The following is a 21,381-nucleotide window of genomic DNA, read 5'->3' as shown; positions in this document are numbered from 1 at the left end:
TCAGGCCGCGCTCAAGCCGCCAGAAGCGGCGTCCACTGACCCGCCGCATCCACGGCCATCGCACAGACCCGCAAACCGTCGGACGAGCGGCGTACCTCGACGGTGTGCGCCGCGTCCGGCGCCAGTGGCTCGTCCAGATCCAGATCGAAGCCGTGGCAGCCGTCGCCGATGCCAGCTACCGCGATGTCAGCCCGGTATTGCTCCGCGAGCGTCATCGCCACGGTGATGCCGTCCACCACGATATCGAGGCACACCGGGGCGTCCGGATGGGCGGCATCCCGCGCCCAGCCGGCGACGCGGGTGCCGTCGCACTTGTCCAGCCACGCCTGCACGGCGCCGAACCGGGTTGGCTCGGTCGACAGGCCGGCGCGGACGATCAGCCGGTCGCACAGCGCGTCCAGCTCGGGACCCTGCTCGATACGCTCGGCGCAGGGGATGGGGTCCGCGTCTGCATCGGGACGATGACGTCCGTCGAACTGCCGGCGCACCCCCGGCGCAGCCAGGAAGCTCTCGGCCGGGGTGTTCTCGGCGAGCAGGATGTCGTGGGTGTCCAGCTCGACATGCCAGTAGGTGAGATCCGCCACCGCCTCGCCGCGGGTGATGCTCGTGCCGTTGACAAGATGTCCGGCGGCGACGAACAGGCCGTCGAGGAAGAGGGCGTGGTCGGGCGAGACGAGCAGGTCGCGGGACGGCACGCCGGGTTCGATCGCATCCGCCTTGATCCGCACCGGACGATTGTCCTTGGGTGCACTCTCCCCGGGGTAGTGGCGCGAGCCGATCCAGAGCACTGGTCGCAGATCGCCCGTGACGGTGACGACCGTGTCGCCGACCGCCAGATCCTCCACCGGCCTGGCGCCACGGTCCGTCAGGATGCGCGTGCCTGTGCAGAAGCAGGGGTTGTTGGCCGGCGCGCGCACGAAGGTGACGGTGACCTGCCCGTCGCCAGACCGCGTCGCGGCCACCGTCTGTGCCCCGATCGCCGTGCCCCCGCTCGAGATGTACGAGTAGCCTCCCCCGCCGACCCCGCCACCGGGTCCGCTGCCACCGCCGCCGAAGCCACCCGTGTAGCCGCCGCCGCCGCCGCCTGCGAGGGCGTTGCCGCCGCCGCCGCCGCCGCCGGGTCCGCCGCTGCCGCTGGATTGACCACCGGTGCCGAAGGTCCGGTAGCTGCCCGCTCCGGATCCGGGAAGAGTCCCCGTGCCGTTTGCGCCGCCGCCGTTGAAGCCCGCACCGCCGCCACCGCCACCGTTGGCGCCGCCCGTGCCGCCGGCGCCGACGACCCCGCCTATACCGGTACCGCGTCCGCTGGTCGCGCTGTAGCCTCCGGAGCCGTTGACTGCGGTACCATTGTTCCCGGACGCAGCGCCCCCACCACCGCCGGAGGCGAGCAGCAGCGCGTAGCTCGCCCCGCCATCCGTGCTCGCCAGGATGAAGCTGCCGCCGCCGCCGCCGCCGCCGTTGACGTTCCCCCCTTGGCCCTGCCCGCCGACGACGATGCGCAGACGCGTGCCCGCGGCCAGGTCGAAGTAGGCCCCCGTCCCGGCGCCGAGGCCGCCGGTCCCCCCGTTGAGGCTGCCACCGCCCTGCGCCCCGAAGGCGGAGAGGTCGTAGGTGCCGGCCTGCGTGATGGTGGCGGTCTGCTGCGGGGCCAGCCCCCCCTGGGCCGCCTGGAAGTTATACGTGCCCATGCCCTGTCCTTCCCGTGCGCCTCATCCCCACCGGCCTCAGCCTGCGGCTGTCCCATGGTCCGCACCGGGCGTTCCCCCGACCGCCACGCGCCGGTGGAAGGCCGGGTCGCGCCACACGCTCGCCCCTTCCCAGCGCGCCCACAGGTCCGGTGGCAGGATCGTTTCCCGCACCTCCCGCCGCGCCTGCGGCCGCACCGCGTGCAGCCCCGGTGTGCCCAGCCGCGCGTCGAACTCTCCCGCGTCGAAAGCGATGTCGTCCACGTCGTGCTTGAACGGCGGTAAGCCGCAGAACTCGTAGACGGCAGCCAGCGTCTCCTGCGGGTGCTCGGCCAAGGTGTCGTAGGGCAGGAGCAGGAGCCGCGCGGAGTGATCACCGTGCATCGCCTGCTTCATCGCGTTCAGCGGGAAGCCGATCAGGCCGGAGGGCGCCATCATCAGCTCGGCGCGCGAGTAAGCGGTGCCGCCGACATCCGAGCCAAAAATCTTCGATACCTCGAACACGTTGCGCCGGATCAGCCGCTCGACCGAGTCGATGATCCACGGCACGGGACGCACGCAGCAGATCACTCGGCAGTCGGGGAACAGGCGTGCGAGCAGGTCGAGGCGGCCTGTCCACCCGCGATTGGTATCGAACACCGCCGTGCCGGGCGGCAGCGCGCCGTAGTAGCTGTCGAAGAGGCCGCGCAGCAGGGCGGCGCGCTGGGCCTCGTCGAGAAACAGGCTGGTCTCGTTGTCCGGGCCCATGTCCTTCAGCACGGCGGCCACCAGCGACCCGACCGGGCTGACGATGCCGGCGCGCACGGCCGGGTTCTGGCGCAGCAAGGCCGACAGCAGGGTCGAGCCGGCGCGCGGCAGGCCGGAGATGAAGTGATACTGGGTCACACGGCTGGCGGGGGCGTCCTAGACCAAGCCGCCACCATGGCGCGGTGCCAGAAGGCCGTCGATAGCAAAGTGCCCTGGCACCTGTCATATAATCTTCGAAAAGCAGGTTCAGCTACTGTTTGTCCAGGGGCGTGTTTTGCGGGTCACAGCGAGATGTGATATAAATACGCAGTCTAAACGCGGGCGTTGACCGTGCCGCCTCAACGAGATGTGATAATCCGGGACGTCACGTGGCAAACATTCGCGCCGCGCGAACCACGCTGGGAACGCCTCGGTCAGCGGCCTGCGATAGCGTGGCTGACAGGCTTACCTGGCGCGGGCAAGACCAGCATCGCCGACGCGGCGGACCGCGGGCTCGCCGCGCACGGACGACACGTCTTCGTGCTCGACGGCGACAATCTGCGTCACGGGCTTAGCCGGGATCTGGGCTTCAGCGATGCTGATCGGGCCGAGAACATGCGGCGGGCGGCCGAGGTGGCGCGACTGATGGCCGAGGCTGGGCTGATCGTGATCGTGGCGCTGATTTCGCCATCCCGGGTCGAGCGAGCTGGTGCGCGGGCAGTCGCGGGTACCCTACCGTTTCTGGAAGTGTTCGTGGATACGCCGCTGCCGGTGTGCGAGGCGCGTGATCCGAAAGGCCTTTATGCGCGAGCCCGGGCGGGGCAGGTCGCGCGGTTCACGGGTGTGTCAGCGTACTACGAGGCGCCGGACGCGCCGGACTTGCGGCTGCGCACGGATGGACTGACGGTCGAGGCCTCGGCCGCGCCGTTATGCGCAGCGCTGCTGCGGCTGAGCGCAGTCTGATCCAGGTAGTCATCGCGCGCCCGGACGCCAGCAGCGCCTGCGGCGCCACATCGCCGAACGCCCGCCGGTAGAGCTGACGGCCGCGATCGAGGGCAGGCCGCGCGCATCGAGCCAAGCGCAGAACGCGCCGACCGCCCGGACGTAGGCTCGGCGGGTGTTGGGATTGCGGATCTGGGCGGTGAAGAACTCCAGGAAGTGGTAGGCGGCGCGCTCGCCCGCTGCCGCGACGAGCGCTGGAGCCGGCAGGTTCGATGGAACCAGGATCGTCGGATCAGCCGACATCGAGCCCGGTCCGCCGCTTGATCTCCGCCTTCGCGACCTCCTTCGCGATCCCCCATACGAACTCGATCGCTCCGGTGCCGGCTCCCTTGGCTGTTTGTTTGGTCTGTGCCCAGACTTCATCGTCGCGGATGGTATCGAGGAACTCGTGGCCGCGCCAAGTCAGGCGATCCACGAGAGCGCTGCCACCTCCACCGTGTGGGGGCCGATCACGTGACGATTGCGGTCTTGATGCTTCCCTGGGCCACGATGCCCTCCCGTGGAGGCAGCAGGCCGACTACCGCCCGCGCCAATAGATTAAGGTAATAATTTTTACTATCAAGGCTCGGCGGGGAGACTTTTCGTCCTGTCGCCACCTTCGACGCGACCAAGCCGGCGCCGTGCCCCTCGGTCGTCACAGGCTTCCCCGGTCCGGCGTCAGATGGTGGAAAGCTCGCCTCGCCGGGTGAAGGCTAGGCCGCATAGAAGCGTCAGTAGTACGAGCGCCGGAGTCGCCATGACGGCCGGATCACCGGCACGGAGGTGACTGACGGCACCGCCGGCCATCATGGTGGCCAGGAACAGCGCCCCGTAGGCGGCGTAACCCCGGACCCAGAGCGAGGCCGCTCCGAGCATTTGGGCGATGCCCACGGCATACATGAACCAGTTCGCGTAGCCGAAGCGTTCGAAGTTCGAGATCTCGAACTCCGCCGCCGCGAGCTTCATCCCGCCCGCGACCGTGAAGACCGTCGATAGCAGGAGACGGAGCGCTCGGTCGCCGAGAGGTCGCCAATCGAACGTGGCAGGCATTGATGATGTCTCCCCAGGGCAGGGCGTTCAGGGCTTCGCCGCAGGCGCGAGAGGCAGCGGACCAAAGGATGGTTCCCCGAAGGCGGCGCGTGGGATCATGCTGCCCGTCGCGAATGCGGCCGCGTTGACGAGACCCATCACAACGAATCCGGCCGACACCGCGAGGAAGGTGCCGGTCAGCCCGAACCCGAGCGCCGAGGCGACCCAGGCCCCGCCGAGAGCCACCACCATTCGGAGCAGGCTGGCGGCGACCGGCCAGCCGACTCGCCCTGCGCCTTGGGCGGCGAAATAGAGGGCCAAGCCGGCACCGAAGAACCCGTAGAACGGGCCGACGGCACGCAGGTAGAGGGAGCCGGTGGCGAGCATCGCCGGATCGTCACCGAACAAGCCGAGCCAGGCCGCCGGATGCAGGGCCGCCGCGATCCCGATGCCCTCCGTCAGAACGCCCGCGACGGCCGCACCGGTCATGGCGGCCCGACGCGCGCGGGCGTGGTCGCCGGCCCCGAGCGCCGTGCCGACGACCGCCGCGATGGGCGAGCCGAGACCGAACACGAGGGGCACCAGCAAGTATTCGAGCCGTGCGCCGGTCCCGTAGCCGGCCACGGCGGCAGGCCCGGCCGCCCCGACGAAGGCGGTGGCTGCGATGACCGTGACGTTGGAGGTCACGCTGGCGATACCCGAGAGCACCCCGATGCGCAGGATCTCCCGAGACGGGGCCCAGGTCAGTCTCGGCAGGCGCCGGCTCGGACGCAGCACGCTGCGGCCTGACCAGAGGTAGTATGCGAACACCGCCGTGCCGACCGCGTAGTAGGCGGCGAACGCGACGCCCCCACCCCTGATGCCGAGCGCGGGAAGAGGACCCCAGCCGAAGATCAGCGCGGGCGATAGTGGGACGAGCACGAGAGCCCCGACACAGGTGACCAAGGCCGGAAGCGCCATGTTGCCGGTGCCTCGGATCACCGCCGACAGGGCGTTGAACAGCCAGATGAGGACCGCGCAGCCGAGGACGATGCTGGCGTAAGTCGTTGCGGCCTGGAGCGAGCCGCCTTCCCCGCCCATGAGCGCGTAGAGGGATGGCCCGAACGGGATTGCGACGAGGCTGGTCGCGATCCCGAGCCCCAAGCCGATTGCCGTCGCGTGCCATGCCAGAAGCCCGGCATCCGCCTGCCGGCCCGCACCGAGGGTGCGCGAGACCACCGACTGGATCGCGCCGCCCATGCCGCCGGCGGAGAGCATCTGGACCAGCATCACCACCGGGAAGACGAGGGCCATCCCGGCCAGTGCGTCGGTGCCGAGCGTCGACACGAAGTACGTCTCGATCAGCCCGACGGAGGTCTGGACCACCATCACCACGACGTTGGGTGCGGCCATCCGGGCGAGCGTCGGCACGAGCGGGGCCGTGAGCAGACGGCGTGTCCTGATGTCCATGAAGCCCCCTCGTCCGCTGTTCCCGGGCGACGCGCTATTCGAGGTCGACGGAGCGTAGGTGGAAGGTAGGTCCCTCCCGTCCGGCTTCGGCCGGCTTGGACATGAGCCCGAGCTGGCCTTCGGAGACCCAGATCTTGTCCCGGGCAACCGTCACGCCGGTGGGACCGGCGAACTGGTGGATAGGCTCGATCTTGGCGGCGTTCCCGGAGACCGTGACGCGGCTCAGGGCACCGCTGCCCTCGACCATCAGGAACCCGTCCTTGAAGGTCCGCAGCCCGTCCGGGAACTTCAGCGGCCGCGTCGTCTCAAGTCGCGTGACCTCACCGGCGACACCCTGGTTCATGGCGATGCGGAACAACTCGCCGCCCATGAAGGTGTTGACGTAGAGGTTGCCGTCGCCGCCGATGGCGATGCCGTCCAGCCCCTTGGCGAGCGCTGGGTTCTCCACGAACACCTCGAACTCCTTGGCATCGGGTTTGAGCCGAAGGATCTGGGGGGCGAAGGTGTTGGTGACGTAAAGCGAGCCGTCGCCGCCGAGGGCCATGTCGTTCGCGAGCGCCTTGGCGCCCGGCAACCTGACGCTCGTCTTCATGGCGCCCGTCGCGACGTCGAAGGCCTTGATCCACGCCCCTTCCGTGTCCGTTGGCCCCTTCGCTCCCAGGGCCGTGGCGTCGTTCGAGGCGACCCAGAGCACCCCGCGCTTGGGATCCGCTAGCAAACCGAAGGTTGACCGGGTGCCGTGGTCGCCCGGCTTCAGGAACTGCGACGTGACGGCGCCGTCCGCGGCGACCTTGAGCACGCCACCATCCGCGATGCTGCTCACGAACAGGGTGCCGTTCGCGTCGGAGGTCACGCTCTCCGGGAAGCGACTGCCGTCCGGCAACCGCACACTCGTCGTTTCGCCAGCGGCGAGGGCGGGTACGCTCAAGGACGCGATGACGAGCGACAGTCCCGCCGCCGCCGAAAAACGTAAGCCGCGACGCGCCAAGCGAGGTGGGTTCTTCATCGTGCGCTCCTCTTGGTGGGTCAGGCGCAACGGCCTGCCGTACCCAACGGCTTCGGCAGAGAGTCGGCGCTGTAAAAATTATGAATGTAATCTATTTGATCATTCAGGATGGGTCAACGAGGATTCGTCGCGGAAAGGGGCCGGCGTCGAAAACTGCTCGCCGGGAGCGTCTCAGGCGGTGATGGTAGCGCGCGCCGCCGCGAGCAGCTCATCGGCCAAGGCCTCGTCGTCGACGCCGCGTGCCAGTACAACCGCCCCGACCATGGTGGACAGCGCGATCAAGGACCGCTGCCTGCGCCGCTCCTTCGAGGACTTGGGAAGTCGGTCCGCGATGAGACCGGCGAGCCCCTTGACCGCATGGGTGAACCGGGACCGCAGCGCGCTACCCGATGGCTCACGCCCGATATCGCTCACAAGTGCCGCGACGGGACAGCCCCTGCCGGGTGTGCGCACGTGGCCGAGGGACAGATAGTTCTCGATGAAGGTGTCGAGGTCCGCCCTGTACTCGTTGCCGATGGCGGCGTCGAACGCCTCGGCAGCGAGGGCTTCCTTGTTGGCGAACTGGCCGTAGAAGCCGCCATGGGTCAGGCCTGCGGCCGCCATGATGTCCACGACGCCGATGCCGTTCAGGCCGCGCTCCCGGAACAGGGAGGATGCGACCTCCACGACACGCTGGCGGTTGAGCTTGGCTTGCTCCTGCGAGACCCTCGGCATCCTACCGTCCCTCGGTCAAACTGAGTTTTATATAGATGCAATCGGTCATTTATTAAAGCCCCCGGGGAAGGTTAGACGCTCTGTGTCGTCCGATCCTCCCCAGGCTTCGGGAAGACGTTGTCGACCGACCTGCGCGAGGGGGCGAAGCGCAGGTCGGCCGATGCACCGCGCGCTCGGAGGACAAGCGCGCGATCTCGGGACGTCCCGTCGCCAGGACGTCGTCGATGGTCATTCGAGCCTCAGCTCTTGGCCGGCATTGGCATCGGCATCGTGTCGGCTCGGGTGGCGCCCTGCGCCGCGCGCGGCTCCCGCTTCACCCGGAACCACAGGGCGTACAGCGCGGGCAGGAACAGGAGCGTCAGGAGCGTGCCGACCCCGACGCCGCCGATGAGGACGTAGGCCAGCGCCCCCCAGAACACCGAGTGGGTCAGCGGGATGAAGGCGAGCATCGCGGCGGCTGCCGTCAGGATCACCGGGCGGGCACGCCGCACCGTCGACTCGACGATGGCGTCGTAGTCCCCGAGGCCCGCCGCCTGGTCGTGGTGGATCTGGTCTACCAGGATCAGGGTGTTGCGCATCAGGATGCCCGACAGCGCGATCAAGCCGAGGATCGCGTTGAAGCCGAACGGCTGGTTGAACAGCAGCAGCGTCGGCGCGGCCCCGACGAGGCCGAGCGGTGCGGTGGCGAGCACCATGAACATGGTGGCGAACGAGCGCACCTGCAGCATGATGACCGTCAGCGTCACGATCAGCATCAGCGGGAACACCGCCGCCAGCGACATCTGCGCCTTCGCGCTCTCCTCCACCGAGCCGGCCGTGTCGATGCGGTAGCCCGGCGGGAGCTTCGCCTTGATCGGCTCCAGGAGGGGGAGGACCTGGAAATGGACGTCCGGCGGCTGCTTGCCGTCGAGCACGTCGCCCTGCACCCGGATGTAGGTCTCGCGGTTGTAGCGCTTGAGCACCGCGTCCTCGTAGCGGGTTTCGAGGCGGGCGACCTGGGAGACCGGCACCTGCCGCCCGTCCTTCGTGGCCAGGGTCAGGTCGCCGATGTCGCCGAGCGAGCGGCGCTCCGGACCGGGGCTGCGCAGGAGCACGTCGACGGAGCGCAGGTTCTCGCGCACCTGGGTCGCCGGCGTGCCGTTGAGGTAATTCTGCAGTTGCTGGCCGGCTTCCTTGGGGGTCAGGCCGATGAGGCGCAGGCGCTCCTGGTCCAGCGCCAGGCGCAGGGACGGCGTCTTGTCGCCCCAGTCGAGGTGAACCATCCGCATGTTCGGGTTCGTCGCCATCGCTCCGGCGACCTCGGCCGCGATGCGACGGATGACGTCGAGGTCGGGGCCGACCACCCGGAAGGCGACGGGGAAGCGGACCGGCGGCCCGAACACGATCTGCAGGACCCGCACCCGCGCCTCGGGGAAGCGGCCCTCATCGACGAGCTGGCGCACCTTGCTCCGGAGCACGTCACGGGCCTGAGCGTCGGCGGTCTGGACGACGATCTGCGCGAAGGCGGGGTCCGGCAACTCGGGATCGAAGGACAGGACGAAGCGCGGCATGCCCTGGCCGATGTAGCTCGTGATCTCCTTGGCCTCCGGCAGGCCGCGTACCGCCGCCTCGACCTTCTTCACACTGGCCTCAGTGGTGGCGAACGCCGAGCCTGCCGGCAGGGTCACCTCGACGATGAGCTCCGGGCGCTCCGAGTTCGGAAAGAATTGCTGCTCGACCTTGCCCATGGCCACCACGGCCCCGGCGAAGAGCGCCAGGGTGACGCCCGCCGCCATCCACTTGTGGTCGACCGAGAGCCGCACGACGCGCCGCAGGCGCTCGTAGTTCTTCGTGGCGTAGATGGCGTCGTGGCCGCCCTCGACCTTCTTGATGTCCGGCAGGAGCTTGACGCCGAGGTAGGGCGTGAAGGTCACGGCCACGATCCACGAGATGAGCAGCGAGAAGGTCACCACCCAGAATATGTTGCCGGCATACTCGCCCGCCGTGGAGGCGGCGAAACCGACCGGCAGGAAGCCCGCGATGGTCACGATGGTGCCGGTGAGCATCGGCGCGGCGGTCGAACTCCAGGCATAGGTCGCGGCCTCGATGCGGTCGTAGCCCTCCTCCATGCGCACCACCATCATCTCGATGGCGATGATGGCGTCGTCGACGAGCAGGCCGAGCGAGATGATGAGGGCGCCGAGCGTGATGCGGTCGAAGTCGCGACCGGTGAGCATCATCACCACGAACACGGCCGAGAGGGTGAGCGGGACCGCCAGGGCGACCACGATGCCGACCCGGAAGCCCAGGGCCACGAGGCTCACGAAGATCACCACGCCCAGCGCAGTGAAGAACTTCACCATGAACTCGTGGATGGCGTCGTCGATGACCTTCGCTTGGTCGGTGATCTTGGTGAAGGTGATGCCGAGCGGCGTCTCGTGGTGGATCGCCACCTCCTCGGCGTTCAGCGCCTCGCCGAGCGCCAGGCCGTTGAAGCCCGGTTTCATCACGAGGCCGAGCATCAGGGCCGGCTCGCCGTCGTTGCGGATCTCGAAGGTCTTCGGGTCCTCGTAGCCGCGCTTCACCTGCGCGATGTCGCCGAGCTTGAGGCTGCGGTCGCCAGAGACCACCGGCAAGTCGCGGATGGCGTCGAGGTTGTCGATGGCACCGTCGAGCCGCAGGTACACGCGCGGCCCGTCGGCCTCGACGAAGCCGGCCGGCGTCACGTCGTTCTGGTTGGCGAGCGCCGCCAGGAGCTGCTGGCCGTTGATGCCCAGCGTCGCGAGGCGCTGGTAGGAGACCTCGACGAAGATTTTCTGGGCCTGCTCGCCGAGGATGTTGATCTTCTCGACACCGGGCACGCGCAGCAGCCGCTGACGCATGTCCTCCGCCCGGAGCACCAACTGGCGGTGCGGCAGGCCCTTGGCCTGCACGGCGTAAAGGGCGAAGTAGATGTCGGAGAACTCGTCGTTGAACAGGGGGCCGATCACGCCCCGTGGCAGGCTGGAGGCTTGGTCGGAGAGCTTCTTGCGGGCCTGGTAGAACTCTGACTGCAGCTTGGCCGGCGGCATCTGGTCCTTGAAGATGACCTTGGTCACCATCAGGCCGGGACGGACCGTCGTCTCGGCCCGGTCGTAGTAGACGAGTTCCTGCAATCGCTTCTCCAACGGGTCGGCGACCTGGCGCTGCATTTCCTCGGCGGTCGCGCCCGGCCACGCGGCCGAGACCGTCATGACCTTGACGGTAAAGGCCGGGTCCTCGGCGCGTCCGAGCTTCTCGAAGGCGAAGAAGCCGGCGCCGACGAGCGCGATCAGGAGGAACAGGGTGACGGCGCGCTCGCGCACCGCCAGGGCCGAGAGGTTGAAGTGGGACGCGTTCACCGTACCGCCCCCGTCATGCTGGTGGGCGCGAGGCGGACTTTCTGGTCGGGCTTCAGCAGATGGGCGCCCAGCGCCACGATCCGGTCCCCGGGGTTGAGGCCGCCCACGACGTCGGCGCGTTCCTCGCCCATGCGGGCGACCTTCACGGCCTGTGGCTTCACCGTCTCCGTCGCGGCGTCGTAGCGCCAGACCGATGCGCCGGGCCCCGGGTTGAACAGGGCCGCGAGAGGCACCTCCACCGTCGCGGCCCGGGCCGCTTCCCGGGACTTGAGCCGCAGGGTCACCGTGGCGCCCAGCGGCGCGTCCTCGCCGCCCCCCGAAAGGATGTAGCGGGCGCGATAGGTCCGCGTGGCCGGGTCGGCGATGGCCGACAACTCGCGCAGCCGGGCCGGGAAGGTCGCCTCGCCGTCGGCGTACAGCGTCGCCGTGGCGTCGCCCTTCGCCAGGGTTCGGCTCGCCTCCGGCAGGAAGATCTCGGCCTCACGCGCGCCGTCGCGCGCCAGCTTCACGATGGTCTGTCCGGCGGCGACCACCTCCCCGGGATAGGCGGGCACGTCCATGACGACGCCGTCGGCGTCGGCCTTCAGCTCGGAATAGCCGGCCTGGTTCTCGATCTGGCTCGCCAGTGCTTCGGCGTTGGCGAACTGTGCGATGGCGGCGTCGGCCGCACTCTTGTTCTGGTCGTAGGTCTGCTTCGAGGTCCAGCCGTCGCCCACGAGTTTGCGGCTGCGCTCCTCGTCGGCCCTGGCCTTGATCATCTGCGCGCGCGCCGCTTCGACGGAGGAACGGGCAGCGTTGAGGGCCAGGGTGAAGTCCGTCCGGTCGAGGCGCATCAGGGGCTGGCCGAGGCGTACGTGGTCGCCCGGGTCGACGAGACGCTCGAAGATCTTGCCGCCGACGCGGAAGCCGAGGTTGCTCTCGGTCCGGGCTCGGATGACGCCGGTGTAACGCGAGACCCCACCGACGCCCGGAGCGACCTCGGTGACCTGTACCAATGGGGGCTCAGGGGTGACGGCCGTCTCGGCCGGCGAGCAGGCCGACAGAGCCAAGCCGGCCAGACCGATCACCCACCTCGCATCCATAGCCAGTTCCCCCACGGCCAGTTGACGGTTTGAAATCAAGGCCATTATCTATTATGATCATCATCTATCGTCAATGGCCTCCTTTCTCCCGGTTGGCCGCGGCATCGAGAAGCAAAGTGTTGGGCACATAGATGCAGGGCGGTCCGGCAGCTCGCCGCCCGGGTACAGACAGACCAACCCTCCCTGGTCGTTTCCGGTGTGTCCGGAAGGGGATCGTTCAGCGGACGCCGGCGGACCCACCTGTAAACCCGCGATCCGCGGAGGCGGCCCGCGTCTCACTCGATTGGTACGATAAGAATTGCAGTGACCGGGCCTCATACGTTACAGCCCGGCCCATGACGCACGTGCTGATCGGCTACGCCCGCTGCTCGACCGAGAAGCAGGACCTCGCCGCACAGCGCCACGCCCTGCTCCAGCTCGGGGTGGAGCCCGAGCGCATCTACACCGACAAGGGCTTCACCGGGACGAACCGGGCCCGCCCCGGCCTCGACCAGGCGCTGGCGGCGGTGCGGGGCGGCGATACCCTGGTGGTGCCCAAGCTCGACCGGCTCGCCCGCTCCGCGCCGGACGCGCGCGCAATCGGCGACGCGCTCGCCGCCCGGGGGGTGAAGCTCCAGCTCGGCGCCAGCGTGCACGACCCGGCCGACCCGATGGGCAAGCTGTTCTTCAACATCCTGGCCACCTTCGCCGAGTTCGAGGCGGACCTGATCCGGCTGCGCACGCGCGAGGGCATGGCGGTGGCGCGCGCCAAGGGGAAGCTGCGCGGCAAGAAGCCCAAGCTGTCCGACCGGCAGCAGAAGGAGCTGCGCCGGATGTACGACACCGGGGAGTACGCGATCAGCGACCTCGCCGAGCTGTTCGGGATCTCACGGCCGACGGTCTACCGGACTCTCGGGCGCCAGCCCGCCACGGTCCCGCTCCCACTCGCCGGCGCAGTGTCTTGAGCGGACGCCCTCGGGGCGATCGATAGTGGATTTGTCGATCCTAGGCCGCGGCGCCTGGCCGAAGCCCGCGAGCCGTGAGGGCGCGAGGATGCCCTCGACGAGGCCGGGTGACGGGAGATCGGTTTGCAAAACCGCGAGCCGGGCCTATCCTCAGGACATGTCCCTTGAGACGTTCTACCAGTTCCAGAAAGAGCTGACGCGCACCGACCTTCGGGAGTTGGATGTCGTGGCGCTGACGGCTGACGTGACGGGGGACGAGGGCGAGGCCCTGCCCGAGGGCGCAGAGGGCACCATCGTGGACATCTGTGGCGACGGAGACGCCTTCGTCGTGGAGTTCAACGACCTCGGCAGCGCTCTCGCCACGCTTCCGGCGGAGAGGCTGAGGCTGATCGAGCGGGCTGCCCTGTAGCCGGCCGATGCCGAGGATGATGCATTGGCAGATGAATCAAGCGAAGCTGCTTCGCTATCTGCTCAATCCGAACCACCCTAAGGGGCAATCGAGGGTCAAGTTCTTCGCCGCGTTCGGCTACACACTCGACAATCCGGAGGCCCTCGCTTCGGTGCTCATCCGCCATCCCATGGTCAACGAGCCTGGACGGGAAGTGCAGATCCCCGGCCAACTGCCGCGGATGGTGTTCGAGGGCGACACCCACGGCAACGACGGGCAGCCGATGCCCGTGTGCACGGTGTGGGAGAAAGGCGAGGGCGGTGTGCTGCGCTTCATCACCGCCGTGCCCCTCACTCGATAAGCTCGCGCCTCATGCGACAGATTCGTTCTCAGAATTATGGGCCATCGAAAATAACGATGCTTAAGCCAATCGTTTCAGACTTGTCAGAAATGACATTGACCGTAATATTTTCAGGATGATGTGGTTTTTCGCAGTCCCATCGAACGTAACAACATAACTGTTAGCCGTGGGCCGAGTTGCTTGCCTGGGCAGTGGCAACTGGTAACATTCGCTTCGAGACGATGCTGTTTGAGCCTTGGGTCGAGCCCAACGCCTGCATGCGACGGGACGGCGCTCTATGCGCCGTCCCGTCGCTCGTGTCTTTTAGCGATCGCCGAGCGCGGCCGGGATGACGCGGATGAGGGCCGCGCCCACGATCATGCAGGCCGCGACCGCGTACAGCCCGATCGCCGGATTGCCGGTCAGGACGTTCAGCCACCCGACCATGTACGGCGAGACGAAGCCGGCGAGGTTGCCGATCGAGTTGATCATCGCGATGCCGGCCGCCGCCGAGGATCCCGCCAGGAACGCGCACGGCACACCCCAGAACAGGGAGAGCGCCGAGAGCATACCCGCCGTCGCCACCGTGAGCCAGATCACGGCCGCGACCGGGCTCTGCCCGACATAGCCGCTGAGCGCGAGTCCGACCGCGCCGACCGCCAAGGCGACGGTGAAGTGCATGCGCCGCCGACGGGTGCGGTCCGCGCTGATGCCGGTCAGGATGATCGCCGGCACGGCGACGAGGTAGGGTATGGCCGAGATCCAGCCGATCAACTCGACGTTGGCGATGCCGGAGTTCTTCACGATCGACGGCAGCCAGAAGCTGATCCCGTACAGGCCGATGATCGTCATGAAGTAGATGGCCGACAGCTTCCAGATGTTGATGTCCTTCAGGAACTGCTTCGAGCTGGTGTGGGTGACTTTGTCGCCGTCCTCCCGCATGAGATCGGTGCGGATTTCAGCTTTCTCCTCGGCGCTGAGCCACTTCGCCTGCTCCGGCCGGTCGACCATCAGGAACAGCACCGCGATGCCGGCCAGGAGCGAGGGTATGGCTTCCAGCAGGAACAGCCACTGCCAGCCCTTCATGGTCTCCGAGCCGTCGAAGTGCTGGAGGATTAGGCCGGAGACCGGGCCGCCGATGACGCCGGCCAGCGGGATGGCGATGTAGTAGAAGCCAAGGGCGAAACCACGCTTCTTGGCGGGAAACCAGTATGTCAGGTAGAGCATGATCCCCGGCGAGAACCCGGCCTCGGCCACGCCGAGCAGGAAGCGTACGACGTAGAATTGCAGCGGCGTCGTCACGAACAGGGTCATGGCCGAGATGATCGCCCAGGTGATCATGATTCGGGCGATCCAGACCCGGGCTCCGACCCGGTGCAGGATCAGATTGCTCGGCACCTCGAAGATGAAGTAGCCGAGGAAGAAGATCCCGGCCCCGAGGCCGTAGACGGCATCGCTGAAGCCGAGGTCCGACATCATTTGCAGCTTGGCGAAGCCGACATTGACCCGGTCGAGGTAAGCGAACAGGTAGCACACCACGATGAACGGCATGATCCGCCACGTGATCTTGCGATAGACATCCGTCCTGCTGGCCGCGGCGGCCAGATCCACGCTCACTGTACGATCCATCGTTTCCTCCGATCGGCCCGGTTCCCGGGCTCTCTGGTTTGTCGGGATGCCCGGCCGGCCCCCGCGGCGCGTGGAGCCGGCCAGTCGGTCGCGGCGGCTCAGGCGACCTTGCGCGCCGGCTCCGCGAGGCCGAGTTCGCCGCGGAACAGGGCCTCCATCTCGCGGCGGACCCGGATCGCCTCGCTGTCCGCGTCGTACGCGACGTCGCTCCAGCGCACGGCCCGGCCGGCCGGCACGTCGTTCTTGAGCACCATGTTGTGGGCCAGCCCGATCGGCAGGGCGTCCTGGCGCAGCGCGTCGGTGGCCGGCATCAGCTTGCCGTAGACGGTGAAGCCGCCCTCGCCGTCGAGCCGCTCACCGGCCCGCAGGGCGCGCTTGGCGGTCGCCGCCACGTCGCCGCGCCACTCGGTCGTGTCACCCGTCGCCTCGCCGCGGCAGGCGATCGAGGCCACCGAGATCCCGAGTTCGAGGCCGATCAGGTGATAGGGCTTGTAGGTCGCGGCGTACCGGCCGGTGCTGTCCGTCTTCAGACCGTACTGCGCGAAGCAGTCCTGCACGTAGCGGCTCGGCGCCTCGAACACCGCGTAGACACCCCAGCGTAGGTCGCGGAATACCGGGCGCGTGTCGCGCTCAAGGGACGAGATCACCTCGACCGTGCCGCGGTTGGCCAGGATGCCGCCGTCGGCCACCGGCCGGAGCAGGCTCGGCAGGTCGTCGACGCCGCAGGCCGGGAAGGCGAGTCCGTCGAGTGGGGGCGTGAGGCCACAGGCATTGGCGACCGCCGCCATCTCCAGGGCCGACTTGGTCCCATCGAGGAAGGAGTTGAACATCTGGGCGTTGAAATCGCCGCCCGCGACCTGTTCCTCGCTGAAGCCGTAGTGACCCCAGACCGTGTCGGGGGTGGAGGCGTGATAGGCGGGCAGGTACTTCGTGCCCTTGCCGGCGCAGATGACCTCCAGGCCGATCGTGCGTGCCCAGTCGACGAGTTCGGCAATGAGCGCCGGCTGGTCCCCCGAAGCCATGCTGTAGACGATCCCGGCCTCCGCGGCGCGGCGGGCGAGCAGCGGCCCGGCCAGCACGTCGGCCTCGACGTTGACCATCACGATATGTTTGCGGTGCTCGCATGCGAGAAGCGCGTGGTGGATGCCGGCCGCGGGGCTTCCGGTCGCGTCGATCACGATGTCGACGTGCGGGCTCGCGATCATCGCATCCGCGTCATCGGTGACGAAGGTCGTGCCGGCCCGGGCGGCGTCCTCCATCCCGGCGGCGGTGAAGCGGGCCTCGTCCCAACCGACGCGCCGCAGCGACCCGCGGGCGCGGTCGGGGGAGAGGTCGGCGACCGCGACGAGGTGGATGCCGGGCGTGCGCGGCGCCTGCGACAGGTACATCGAGCCGAACTTGCCGGCACCGATCAGTCCGACGCGGACCGGTCGGCCTTGCTGGGCCCGGCGTTTCAGTTGCGAGAACAGTGACATGTTTCGACCTCCCTGATCTACCGGAGGCCGCTTCTGGAGCCGCTTCGCCGTCCGGCAGTTTGGCGCGGGTCCAGAATTATCCTTCGTGTTTTTGCAAGCCCATGCGAAGATCAACAAACGCGCTGTGCGAGAATTCCAATGCCCGACATGGACTGGAACGACCTTCCGGCCTTTCTTGCCATCGCACGTATCGGGCGTCTGACGACCGCCGCCCAGCGCCTGGGCATCGATCACTCGACCCTGAGCCGGCGGGTGTCGGGGCTCGAAGCCGCCCTCGGCACGCGGCTGTTCGATCGGCGCTCGACCGGCTTCGTACTGACCGCCGCCGGCGAGCGGCTGCTGGGCGACGCGGAGCGGATGGAGAGCCTCGCGATCACCATGCGCGCGCATCTCGACGAGGCGTCGCACCGGGTGAGTGGCACCGTCAGGCTCGGCACCCCTGAAGGGTTCGGGACCTACTTCCTCGCCGCGCGCCTATCGGAGTTCGTTGGCGCTCAACCGGATCTCGAGATCGAACTGGTGGCCAACCCGCGCAGCTTCAGCCTGTCGAAGCGCGAGGCCGATCTGGCGGTGAGCATGGCGCGTCCCGAGACCGGACGCCTCTACGCGCGCAAGCTCGTGGACTACGCCCTCGGCATCTACGCATCGCGCGCGTATCGCGACGCGCGGGTGGCGATCGGATCGGTGGCCGATCTCGCGGGTCACCGCTGGGTCGGCTACGTCGAGGATCTGCTCTGGACGAGCGAACTCAACTACCTGCCCCAGATCTCCTCCGCCCTCCATCCCGGGGTGCGGATCTCCAACGTCATCACCCAACTGGAAGCGGTGCGCGGCGGCGTCGGGCTCGGCGTACTGCCGCACTTCATGGCGCGCAACGATCCAAACCTCGTGCCCGTCCTTCCGGAGGTGCGCCTCGTGCGCTCCTACTGGCTGATCGCCCATGCCGAGACGCGCGATCTGCTCCGGGTGAAACTGGTCACGGAGTTCCTGACGCAGCAGATCGCGGCGGCGGGCGAGCCCTTCTGGATGGGAGCATGACCCCATCCAGGCCCATGACGGAATGCAGCGGTGTGATCTGTTTCAGCGCTAGAACTCGACCGCAATATTGCTTCAAACAAGTTAGTCAGGGTGGTGTGATGATCGTCGGTACGGTTTGGATGGTCGATTTGATGGCCTGAAGCTGCCGCAGGGCCGATAAGGCAGGGACACATCCAAAATGGAATGGCTCAAATCTGTAAGGCCTGTCCCCAATCGGACGCGCCCGATCATGCGGCGACCAATTCGGCGATGCGCGCGCTCGGGATCGGCTTGCTGAACAGGTAGCCCTGCACCTGCTTCAGCCCCTCCGCCCGGGCGAGCTGAAACTGCCGCTCGGTCTCGATGCCCTCCACCAGCGTGGTGATGCCGAGGCTGGTGCCGAGGCCGGCGACCGCCCGGATGATCGCGAGGGCGTCGGTGCTCGCCTCGGCGTCCCGCATGAACGAGCGGTCGATCTTGATCTTGTCGAAGGGAAAGCGGCGCAGGTAGCTCAACGAGGAGTAGCCGGTCCCGAAATCGTCGAGCGCGAACCGCACGCCGGCCTCGCGCAGCCGGTGCAGGTTCTGCATCGTCGTCTCGCTCTCCTCCAACAGCGTGCTCTCCGTGATCTCGATCTCGAGCCGGGTGGCCGGGAAGGCCGTCTCGGCCAGGATCGCCAGCACAGACTCGGCGAACGACTTCTGCCGGACCTGCACGACGGAGGCGTTGACCGCCACGGTGAGGTGGTCCGGCCACGCGGCCGCGTCCCGGCACGCCCGGCGCAGCACCCAGGCGCCCAGCGGCACGATCAGTCCGACCTCCTCGGCGAGCGGGATGAACGTGGTCGGCGGGACGAAGCCGCGCTCCGGGTGCTCCCAGCGCGCCAGGGCCTCGACGCCGATGATCCGGCCGGTCCGGCTCTCCACCAGCGGCTGGTAGTGCACCGCGATCTGTTCCGCCGCCAGGGCGGCGCTCAGGTCGCGTTCGAGGGTGAGGCGCCCCCGCGCCGCCTCCGACATGGCCGGCTCGAACGCGCAGACCGTGCCGCGCTCCTGCGCCTTGGCCCGGCGCAGGGCGAGGTCGGCGTCCTGAAGCAGGCGCTCGACGTCCGCGGCCGAGGCGGCGTCGCGGTCCTCGTGCGTGGCCACGCCGATGCTCACACCGATCTCGACGCGCCCGCCCGACAGCTCGAACGGCACGCCGATCTCGTCGACGAGCCGGTTCGCGAAGGCGAGCGCCGCAGCCACGCCGGGGACGCGCTGGACGAGCGCGAACTCGTCGCCGCCGAGCCGCCCCACGACGTCCTCGCGCCGGGCGCAGGCGCGCAGGCGCTCCGCCACGGCCTGGAGCAACTCGTCGCCCACGGCGTGGCCGTAGGTGTCGTTGACGAACTTAAACCGGTCGAGATCGAGGTAGTGGCAGGCCAGAACCGGCAGGCCCTTCGCGGCCGTAGCCGAGAGCGCCTGTCCGCCCTCGCGCAGGGTGCGGGCATTGGCGAGATCGGTCAGGCCATCGTAGCGGGCGAGATGCTGGATGCGTGCTTGGCTGCGCCGCTGCTCGGTGATGTCCTCGAAGGTCGAGACCCAGCCGCCGCCCGCGATGGTGCGGTAGAGGATCGCGATGATCCGGCCGTCGGCGAGTTCGCGGAAGACCGGCAGGGCACTCGGGCGGGCGAGCGCACTACGGACGCTTCTCGTGATCATGTCGAGGGTGACCGACGACGGATAGCGTCCATCGGCGACGAGGAAGCCGCAGATCTCCTCCTGGGTCTTGCCGAACAGCGAGTAGTCGGCCGGGATGGCGAAGATCTCCCGGTATCGGTGGTTGCATACGACCAATCGCGCCTGCTGGTCGAACATGCACAGGCCCTGGTTCATGTGATGCAGCGCGATCTCGAAGCGCTGGACTTGCATGAGCCAGTCGCCCTCGGCGATCTGTGCGACGTTCACTGCGTTGGAAACGCGCGGATCTGATGACGAGGCCGTTTCGATTGTACGAGCTTGGTTTCGCTCCTGCGGATCGCGCAGATCGCCCGTCAGGAAGCCGCCCGAACCGTCCATGCGACGCTCCTTCTGGACCGTGGCCGCGCAATGATGGTCAAGCCAAGCACGGGCGCTTCAAGATCGCGTATCGACCCGGGATCGAGACGGCACTGCGTCTCACCATGCATGTGGATGGCCAGCCTGGGGCGGGAGCGGGCCAGTCTACCAAATCGGCAGCAGGCCAGATCTCACGGCCGACCGTCTACCGGACCATGGGACGCCAGCCTGCCGCTCCTGCCGTCGTCGCAGTCTGATCGAATGCCTGCAATGGCACACTGACCCTCCTACTACCGGCGCGGCGGCACGTCCGGCCTCTCCCTCAACGCGTTCCCGGCCGCTCAGCCGAGCCGGGCATTTCCAGCGACCCCGGCATGTCGTATAATTCCGTAGTACGGAGGAGATTACGCATGGCGCGAGACAGCACCGTAATGCAGTTCAGGACGGATAGCAGCCTGAGGACGGCGTTCACCGAAGCCGCTGAAAGAGAGCACACCACCACCAGCGATGCGCTGCGGCAGCTCATGCAACAGTATGTGCGGGACAGTCTCAGGCGTGAGGCTGCCCGGCAGTGCCAAATCGTGACGGGCGCGCCGGACGCGGCGGAGAGCCTAGCGCTGATCGAGGACGTACAGGATCTGGAGGATGTCTGATCGCGGCGACATCATCATCCTGGCGACCAAAGGCGCCTACACGGGCAAGCCCCGGCCGTGGGTGGTGGTGCAGAACAGCGCGTTCGCCGGCTTGGACAGCGTCACGGTGTGCCTGATCACTACTGAACTCATCGCCGGCGTGCCGATGCTGCGCATCGACGTGAAGCCTACTATGGGAAACGGACTCTCTGCCGACAGCCAAGTGCAGATCGACAAGATCGTCACCGTGCCAGCCACTAAGATCAAGCAGAAAGTCGGTAGGTTGGAAGCGGCAACCATGCAGGATGTGAGCCGCGCAATCGCCTTCTTCTTGGATCTGTAGCGGCAGACGGGTACGATGCAGAACCGTGGCAACAGCCAGTCTATGGTGCATCGATCCTGTAATAATTTTTAACGGGCCTAGGGTGTGTGGACTGTTGGGGTTCACGTTCAGCGGGAGGCGTGATTCAAGGCTGTCTTTTGGAGGACAGCCTTGAGCGTTCAGGATCGCTTGGTTCTCAGCGACGCGCAGTGGGAGCGGATGGCACCGCTGATCATCGGACGTCCCGATCAGCGCGGCTCGACCGGGCGCGACAACCGGATGTTCGTCGAAGGCGTGCTGTGGATCGTGCGCACCGGCGCGCCCTGGCGTGATCTGCCCGCTGCGTTCGGTGAGTGGAACAGCGTGTTCCGCCGCTTCAGCCGCTGGAGCCAGAAGGGCGTGTGGTGGCGCATCTTCGCGGCGCTGTCGGATGATCCCGATTTCGAGTACCTGATCGTGGATTCCACCATCGTGCGCGCCCACCAACATGCGGCGGGCGCGAAAAAAGGGGGTCTGGCGATCAGCCCGCGTCCGAGCCGGCCCCCGATCAGGCGCTCGGCCGCT

General features: G+C 67.9%; 21 protein-coding genes. 8 read left to right on the top strand and 13 right to left on the bottom strand.

What is annotated here, in order from left to right; translation table 11 throughout:
• Positions 1 to 11: 11 nt before the first annotated feature.
• Together Q8W71_RS26945 and Q8W71_RS26940 are read right to left on the bottom strand one after the other, a co-directional pair.
• On the bottom strand, positions 12 to 1,688 hold the full coding sequence (locus Q8W71_RS26945; RefSeq protein ID WP_305528492.1) for a Hint domain-containing protein: 1,677 nt from the start codon (positions 1,686 to 1,688) through the stop codon (positions 12 to 14).
• A gap of 36 nt (positions 1,689 to 1,724) precedes the next feature.
• Positions 1,725 to 2,570, bottom strand: a complete 846-nt coding sequence (locus tag Q8W71_RS26940; protein ID WP_305528491.1) for a sulfotransferase family protein — start codon at positions 2,568 to 2,570, stop codon at positions 1,725 to 1,727.
• Positions 2,571 to 2,786: 216 nt separating this feature from the next.
• On the opposite strand from Q8W71_RS26940, the gene cysC reads away from it, so the two are divergent.
• A complete protein-coding gene (cysC, locus tag Q8W71_RS26935; RefSeq protein WP_370875555.1) occupies positions 2,787 to 3,374 on the top strand; it encodes an adenylyl-sulfate kinase in 588 nt (195 codons plus the stop codon).
• 9 nt (positions 3,375 to 3,383) lie between these two features.
• Here the strand turns inward: cysC and Q8W71_RS26930 are convergent, their stop codons facing one another.
• The 8 genes from Q8W71_RS26930 to Q8W71_RS26895 form a co-directional block, all read right to left on the bottom strand.
• Complete coding sequence (locus Q8W71_RS26930) at positions 3,384 to 3,656, bottom strand: hypothetical protein (protein WP_305528490.1); 273 nt, start codon at positions 3,654 to 3,656, stop codon at positions 3,384 to 3,386.
• Positions 3,646 to 3,828, bottom strand: coding sequence for a DUF2513 domain-containing protein (locus Q8W71_RS26925; RefSeq protein WP_305528489.1), 183 nt, complete (start codon positions 3,826 to 3,828; stop codon positions 3,646 to 3,648). Before Q8W71_RS26925 ends, Q8W71_RS26930 begins: the two co-directional genes overlap by 11 nt.
• A 242-nt stretch (positions 3,829 to 4,070) precedes the next feature.
• Complete coding sequence (locus Q8W71_RS26920; RefSeq protein ID WP_305528488.1) at positions 4,071 to 4,442, bottom strand: DoxX family protein; 372 nt, start codon at positions 4,440 to 4,442, stop codon at positions 4,071 to 4,073.
• Between the two features lie 27 nt (positions 4,443 to 4,469).
• Positions 4,470 to 5,870 carry an MATE family efflux transporter gene (locus Q8W71_RS26915; RefSeq protein WP_305528487.1) on the bottom strand — a complete coding sequence of 467 codons (1,401 nt, stop codon included), beginning with the start codon at positions 5,868 to 5,870 and terminating at the stop codon, positions 4,470 to 4,472.
• Between the two features lie 34 nt (positions 5,871 to 5,904).
• On the bottom strand, positions 5,905 to 6,876 hold the full coding sequence (locus Q8W71_RS26910; protein ID WP_305528486.1) for a Vgb family protein: 972 nt from the start codon (positions 6,874 to 6,876) through the stop codon (positions 5,905 to 5,907).
• A gap of 171 nt (positions 6,877 to 7,047) precedes the next feature.
• The gene (locus Q8W71_RS26905) at positions 7,048 to 7,590 is read right to left on the bottom strand and encodes a TetR family transcriptional regulator (RefSeq protein WP_305528485.1); all 543 of its coding nucleotides are present in this window, start codon (positions 7,588 to 7,590) and stop codon (positions 7,048 to 7,050) included.
• A gap of 239 nt (positions 7,591 to 7,829) precedes the next feature.
• Entirely contained in the window at positions 7,830 to 10,949 is a 3,120-nt protein-coding gene (locus Q8W71_RS26900; protein ID WP_305528484.1) for an efflux RND transporter permease subunit, read from the bottom strand.
• Positions 10,946 to 12,031, bottom strand: coding sequence for an efflux RND transporter periplasmic adaptor subunit (locus Q8W71_RS26895; protein ID WP_305528483.1), 1,086 nt, complete (start codon positions 12,029 to 12,031; stop codon positions 10,946 to 10,948). Before Q8W71_RS26895 ends, Q8W71_RS26900 begins: the two co-directional genes overlap by 4 nt.
• Before the next feature lie 335 nt (positions 12,032 to 12,366).
• Between Q8W71_RS26895 and Q8W71_RS26890 the strand changes: the two genes are divergently transcribed.
• The 3 genes from Q8W71_RS26890 (at position 12,367) to Q8W71_RS26880 (ending at position 13,724) form a co-directional block, all read left to right on the top strand.
• On the top strand, positions 12,367 to 12,975 hold the full coding sequence (locus Q8W71_RS26890) for a recombinase family protein (RefSeq protein ID WP_305528482.1): 609 nt from the start codon (positions 12,367 to 12,369) through the stop codon (positions 12,973 to 12,975).
• Positions 12,976 to 13,132: 157 nt separating this feature from the next.
• Positions 13,133 to 13,384 (top strand): DUF4926 domain-containing protein, encoded by a 252-nt coding sequence (locus tag Q8W71_RS26885; RefSeq protein WP_305528481.1) that lies wholly within the window; start codon positions 13,133 to 13,135, stop codon positions 13,382 to 13,384.
• A 16-nt stretch (positions 13,385 to 13,400) separates the two neighbouring features.
• Positions 13,401 to 13,724, top strand: a complete 324-nt coding sequence (locus Q8W71_RS26880) for a DUF6883 domain-containing protein (RefSeq protein WP_305528480.1) — start codon at positions 13,401 to 13,403, stop codon at positions 13,722 to 13,724.
• A 303-nt stretch (positions 13,725 to 14,027) separates the two neighbouring features.
• Here the strand turns inward: Q8W71_RS26880 and Q8W71_RS26875 are convergent, their stop codons facing one another.
• Positions 14,028 to 15,332: an MFS transporter gene (locus Q8W71_RS26875; RefSeq protein ID WP_305528479.1), complete on the bottom strand. Its 1,305-nt coding sequence runs from the start codon at positions 15,330 to 15,332 to the stop codon at positions 14,028 to 14,030.
• 98 nt (positions 15,333 to 15,430) lie between these two features.
• Positions 15,431 to 16,807 (bottom strand): NAD(P)H-dependent oxidoreductase, encoded by a 1,377-nt coding sequence (locus tag Q8W71_RS26870; protein WP_305528478.1) that lies wholly within the window; start codon positions 16,805 to 16,807, stop codon positions 15,431 to 15,433.
• 138 nt (positions 16,808 to 16,945) lie between these two features.
• Between Q8W71_RS26870 and Q8W71_RS26865 the strand changes: the two genes are divergently transcribed.
• Entirely contained in the window at positions 16,946 to 17,845 is a 900-nt protein-coding gene (locus tag Q8W71_RS26865) for a LysR family transcriptional regulator (RefSeq protein WP_305528477.1), read from the top strand.
• A gap of 227 nt (positions 17,846 to 18,072) precedes the next feature.
• Here Q8W71_RS26865 and Q8W71_RS26860 read toward each other — a convergent pair whose 3' ends face one another.
• Positions 18,073 to 19,737 (bottom strand): putative bifunctional diguanylate cyclase/phosphodiesterase, encoded by a 1,665-nt coding sequence (locus Q8W71_RS26860; protein WP_305528476.1) that lies wholly within the window; start codon positions 19,735 to 19,737, stop codon positions 18,073 to 18,075.
• A 536-nt stretch (positions 19,738 to 20,273) separates the two neighbouring features.
• Between Q8W71_RS26860 and Q8W71_RS26855 the strand changes: the two genes are divergently transcribed.
• The 3 genes from Q8W71_RS26855 to Q8W71_RS26845 all read left to right on the top strand — a co-directional run.
• Complete coding sequence (locus tag Q8W71_RS26855) at positions 20,274 to 20,516, top strand: hypothetical protein (RefSeq protein WP_305528475.1); 243 nt, start codon at positions 20,274 to 20,276, stop codon at positions 20,514 to 20,516.
• Entirely contained in the window at positions 20,509 to 20,838 is a 330-nt protein-coding gene (locus tag Q8W71_RS26850; RefSeq protein ID WP_305528474.1) for a type II toxin-antitoxin system PemK/MazF family toxin, read from the top strand. Before Q8W71_RS26855 ends, Q8W71_RS26850 begins: the two co-directional genes overlap by 8 nt.
• 150 nt (positions 20,839 to 20,988) lie before the next feature.
• The coding region (locus Q8W71_RS26845; protein WP_305528398.1) for an IS5 family transposase at positions 20,989 to 21,381 on the top strand (393 nt) is incomplete at its 3' end.

Origin of the sequence: Methylobacterium amylolyticum, from assembly GCF_030700245.1 — a bacterium.
In the GTDB taxonomy this organism is placed as follows: Bacteria; Pseudomonadota; Alphaproteobacteria; order Rhizobiales; family Beijerinckiaceae; genus Methylobacterium.
The sequence above is the reverse complement of the archived record's forward strand: the minus strand, read 5'-3'. Positions and strand labels throughout refer to the sequence as shown.

Bases quoted from the DNA above. Each gene is read 5' to 3' on its own strand.
- Q8W71_RS26865 (WP_305528477.1), top strand. From the start codon at position 16,946: ATGCCCGACATGGACTGGAACGACCTTCCGGCCTTTCTTGCCATCGCA.
- Q8W71_RS26870 (WP_305528478.1), bottom strand. From the start codon at position 16,807: ATGTCACTGTTCTCGCAACTGAAACGCCGGGCCCAGCAAGGCCGACCG.
- Q8W71_RS26850 (WP_305528474.1), top strand. From the start codon at position 20,509: ATGTCTGATCGCGGCGACATCATCATCCTGGCGACCAAAGGCGCCTAC.
- Q8W71_RS26945 (WP_305528492.1), bottom strand. From the start codon at position 1,688: ATGGGCACGTATAACTTCCAGGCGGCCCAGGGGGGGCTGGCCCCGCAG.
- Q8W71_RS26860 (WP_305528476.1), bottom strand. From the start codon at position 19,737: ATGCAAGTCCAGCGCTTCGAGATCGCGCTGCATCACATGAACCAGGGC.
- Q8W71_RS26910 (WP_305528486.1), bottom strand. From the start codon at position 6,876: ATGAAGAACCCACCTCGCTTGGCGCGTCGCGGCTTACGTTTTTCGGCG.
- Q8W71_RS26875 (WP_305528479.1), bottom strand. From the start codon at position 15,332: ATGGATCGTACAGTGAGCGTGGATCTGGCCGCCGCGGCCAGCAGGACG.
- Q8W71_RS26920 (WP_305528488.1), bottom strand. From the start codon at position 4,442: ATGCCTGCCACGTTCGATTGGCGACCTCTCGGCGACCGAGCGCTCCGT.
- Q8W71_RS26890 (WP_305528482.1), top strand. From the start codon at position 12,367: ATGACGCACGTGCTGATCGGCTACGCCCGCTGCTCGACCGAGAAGCAG.
- Q8W71_RS26855 (WP_305528475.1), top strand. From the start codon at position 20,274: ATGGCGCGAGACAGCACCGTAATGCAGTTCAGGACGGATAGCAGCCTG.
- Q8W71_RS26905 (WP_305528485.1), bottom strand. From the start codon at position 7,590: ATGCCGAGGGTCTCGCAGGAGCAAGCCAAGCTCAACCGCCAGCGTGTC.
- Q8W71_RS26915 (WP_305528487.1), bottom strand. From the start codon at position 5,870: ATGGACATCAGGACACGCCGTCTGCTCACGGCCCCGCTCGTGCCGACG.
- Q8W71_RS26895 (WP_305528483.1), bottom strand. From the start codon at position 12,031: ATGGATGCGAGGTGGGTGATCGGTCTGGCCGGCTTGGCTCTGTCGGCC.
- Q8W71_RS26885 (WP_305528481.1), top strand. From the start codon at position 13,133: ATGTCCCTTGAGACGTTCTACCAGTTCCAGAAAGAGCTGACGCGCACC.
- Q8W71_RS26930 (WP_305528490.1), bottom strand. From the start codon at position 3,656: ATGTCGGCTGATCCGACGATCCTGGTTCCATCGAACCTGCCGGCTCCA.
- Q8W71_RS26880 (WP_305528480.1), top strand. From the start codon at position 13,401: ATGATGCATTGGCAGATGAATCAAGCGAAGCTGCTTCGCTATCTGCTC.